The following is a 3,390-nucleotide window of genomic DNA, read 5'->3' as shown; positions in this document are numbered from 1 at the left end:
CAGGCCCCCTCGGCCCCCGGCGGGGGCGCGACGGCGTCCCGCAGCAGGCGCAGGCGGATGTCGCGGGCCGCGCGCATGTGGTCCGCCGCGGTCCGCCGGGCGCGCTCCTCGTCGTGCTCGGCGACGGCGCGCAGCAGCGCGGCGTGCTCGGCCAGCGCCTCCTCCCAGCGCCCGGGCACCGACAGGGTCGAGTGCGGGGAGTGGACCTGGTGCACCGTCAGGCGCTGCAGCAGGTCCAGCAGGACGGGGTTGTGGGCCGCCCGCCACAGCGCGGCGTGGAACTCCATGTTGGTCCGGGTGCGGGTGGCGTCGTCGGGCTCGACGAGCGCGCGGTCGCGGGCCAGCAGCCGCTCCAGCTCCAGGACGTCGCCGATCCGCGCGAGGCGCGCGGCCTGGGCGGCCGCCTCGGCCTCCAGCAGCACCCGGGCGTCGTAGACCTGCACGACCTCACCGGGGGTGACGACGCGCACCTGCAGGCCGCGGGCGCCGGGTTCGAGGAGCCGGTCGTGCGCCAGGCGCCGCAGGGCCTCCCGCACCGGGGTGCGGGACACCCCGAACTCCTCGGCGAGGGAGACCTCCAGGACCCGGCTGCCCGCGGGTCGCGCGCCGCTGAGCACCTGCGCGCGCACCCGCGCGTAGATGGTGTCGGCGTCGACCCTCGTCCTGGGGCCGTCGGTGCGCGGCGCGTTCATCGTCAGGCCATGCTGCCAGCCCTGCGGCCGAACACCGCGCCGGAGGTGAGCCCGGTGCCGCCGGGGTAGTTGCCGCTGAACAGCCCGCCGAGCATCTCCCCGCACACGAACAGCCCCGGCAGGGGGCGGCCCGCCCCGTCGAGGACGCGCGCGGAGGTGTCCGCGCGCAGCCCGCCGAAGGTGAAGGTGATGCCGCAGGTGACGGGGAAGGCGTAGAAGGGCGGCGTGCGCAGCTCCAGCGCCCAGTTGGACTTCGGCGGCGACACCGCGGCCGAGCGGCCGTCCTTGACGGCGGCGTCGAACGGCACGTCGGTGCGGACGGCGGCGTTGAACCCCGCGACGGTCCGCTCCAGCCCCGCCGGGTCGATGCCGGCGGCCGCGGCCAGCTCGGCCAGGGTGTCCGCGACGTGCACGGAGGTGCCCGGGGCGTCGTACTCCTCCCGGCGCAGCATGGGCCGCGTCGTGGCGTCGAACACCTGGAAGGCCAGGCCGTCGGGCTGGCGCAGGATCTCCGCGCCGTACCTGGCGTAGGTGTAGTTGCGGAAGTCGGCACCCTCGTCGACGAACCGCTCCCCCGCCCGGTTGACGACGATGCCGAGCGGGTAGCCGCCGCGGGTGAGCTGGTTGGTGAGCTCCCGGTCGCTCTCGTTGCCGGGGCGGGCGTCCCAGGCGACGCTGTGGCAGGAGGTCCAGTCGCCGCCGCGGGCCGCGCCCGCCGCCAGCGCCGCGTCCAGCATGTCGCCGGTGTTGAGGGCGGTGCCGCGGACCTTGGCGCGCTCCCACCCGTCCCCGAGGTGCTCGCGTCGGGCGCGGGCGTCGGCCTCGAAACCCCCGGCGGCGAGGACGACGGACTCCGCGCGCACGACGGCGTCCCCGGTGTCGCCGGAGAACTCCACACCGGTGACGCGCCCGTCCTCCACGAGGAGGCGGCGGCCGCGGGCGCCGTGGCGCACCCGGACCCCCGCGGCGCGCGCGGCGGCGGTGTGCTGCTGGACGAGGCCCTTGCCGCCGCCGGTGCTGCCCACGGCCAGCCCGCCCCAGAAGACGTGGCGCCCCTGCGCGTCGGGGTAGGCCTGCCGCTCGTACATCAGCCGGAACCGCAGCCCGTGGCCGTGCAGCCAGCGCAGGGCGTCCTGGCTGTCCTCGACGAGGACGCGGGTGAGGTCGGGGTCGCAGCGCCCGCCGGTGACCTTGACCATGTCGGCGGTGAACGCCTCGCGCGGGTAGGGCGGCAGCGTGGTGGTGGCGAGGCGCTCGTCGTCGTCGAGGAGGTCGGCGACGCCGTCGTCGCCGTCGAGACCGCCGTGCGCGATGCGGAACGCCCCGGCCGTGTAGTAGCTGTTGCCGCCCGATTCCCCGGGGGCCCCCTTCTCCAGGAGCAGCACCTCCCGGCCCCGCTCGGCGGCGGCCAGCGCGGCGCTGAACCCCGCGTTGCCCCCTCCGACCACCACCACGTCCACCGCGTCGTCCACCTGAACCATGCCGCCTCCCCTTGTCCACAATGACTCCTGCAATGTATACATCTGTCGACAGAGTTGTCGACAGGCGGACCGGGGATGATCGACGTGACGCAGTCCCGCACCCTCAGCAGACGCGACCTCCTGCCGGCCGCGGCCGCCGTCGCCGCCACCGCCCTGGTGGTGGTCACCGCCCCGGGCGACACCACCAGGGCCTCGGCCGCCCTGGCCGACGGCGACCAGCTGCGCATCATGGCGCCGGCCAGCCCCGGCGGCGGCTGGGACCAGACCTCCCGCGCCATGCAGCAGGCGCTGCGCGAGGTCGTCGGCCGCAGCGAGGTCTACAACGTCGGCGGCGCCGGCGGCACCATCGGCCTCAGCCAGTTCGTGCGCCACGACGGCGACCCCAGCGAGCTCATGACGTTCGGCCTCATCATGGTCGGGGCCGTCGAGGCCAACGACGCACCCGTCGGGCTCGACCGCGTCACCCCGCTGGCCCGGCTGACCACCGACGAGGAGGTCGTCGTCGTCCCGGACGGCTCACCGCTGCGCACCGTCGACGACCTCGCCGCCGCGATGCGCGCGGACCTGGGATCGGTGTCGGTGGCGGGCGGGTCCGCCGGCGGCGTGGAGCAGATCCTCGCCGGCCTGCTCGCGCAGAGCGTCGGCGTCGACCCCGCGGGCGTGAACTACATCGCCCACTCCGGCGGCGGCGAGGCCCTCACGACCGTCCTGTCCGGGCGGGCCACCGCCGCGATCTCCGGCGTCTCGGAGATCCTCGCGCAGATCGAGGCCGGCACCGTCCGGCCGCTGGCCGTGGCGAGCGAGGAACGGGTGCCGGCCCTGGCCGACGTGCCCACGCTGCGCGAGAGCGGCCTGGACGTCGTGCTGTCCAACTGGCGCGGCGTGGCGGCACCGGGCGGGATCGCGCCGGCCGAGCAGCGGGCGCTGGAGGACCTGCTGGCCGAGATGGTGCGGACACCGACGTGGCGGGAGATCCTGCGCGAGCGCGGCTGGGGCGACGCCTTCCTCGCCGGCGAGGAGTTCCGCGGTTTCGTCGACGCCGAGCAGCGCCGCGTCGCCGACGTGCTCGCCGCGATCGGGCTGGGGTGAGCGCCGTGACCGTCCCGGAGGACCACGAGATCACGAAGGACCACGAGGCCGCAGCGGTCCACGAGCCCGGCGACCGCGAGCGCACCGAGCGGACCGCCACGGTCGTCTTCGGCCTGGTGCTGCTCGTG

3 protein-coding genes are annotated in these 3,390 nt (G+C 75.9%); 1 reads left to right on the top strand and 2 read right to left on the bottom strand.

The genetic code is table 11. The features are described from left to right. Positions 1-692 (bottom strand): GntR family transcriptional regulator (locus tag ABEB16_RS17670; RefSeq protein WP_345713531.1); only part of this gene is annotated, 692 nt, incomplete at its 3' end. A gap of 2 nt (positions 693-694) precedes the next feature. Then, positions 695-2,173 carry an FAD-dependent tricarballylate dehydrogenase TcuA gene (gene tcuA, locus ABEB16_RS17665; RefSeq protein WP_345713530.1) on the bottom strand — a complete coding sequence of 493 codons (1,479 nt, stop codon included), beginning with the start codon at positions 2,171-2,173 and terminating at the stop codon, positions 695-697. A 75-nt stretch (positions 2,174-2,248) separates the two neighbouring features. On the opposite strand from tcuA, the gene ABEB16_RS17660 reads away from it, so the two are divergent. Further along, positions 2,249-3,262 (top strand): Bug family tripartite tricarboxylate transporter substrate binding protein, encoded by a 1,014-nt coding sequence (locus ABEB16_RS17660; protein ID WP_345713529.1) that lies wholly within the window; start codon positions 2,249-2,251, stop codon positions 3,260-3,262. Positions 3,263-3,390 lie beyond the last annotated feature (128 nt).

Source organism: Kineococcus glutinatus, from assembly GCF_039542765.1.
Classification (GTDB): Bacteria; Actinomycetota; Actinomycetes; order Actinomycetales; family Kineococcaceae; genus Kineococcus_A; species Kineococcus_A glutinatus.
Note: the sequence above shows the minus strand (reverse complement) of the source record. Positions and strands in the feature narration are given on the sequence as shown.

What these genes read in the sequence shown, in the direction of transcription:
- tcuA (WP_345713530.1), bottom strand. Translation starts at nt 2,173, where the DNA reads ATGGTTCAGGTGGACGACGCGGTGGACGTGGTGGTGGTCGGAGGGGGC.
- ABEB16_RS17660 (WP_345713529.1), top strand. Translation starts at nt 2,249, where the DNA reads ATGATCGACGTGACGCAGTCCCGCACCCTCAGCAGACGCGACCTCCTG.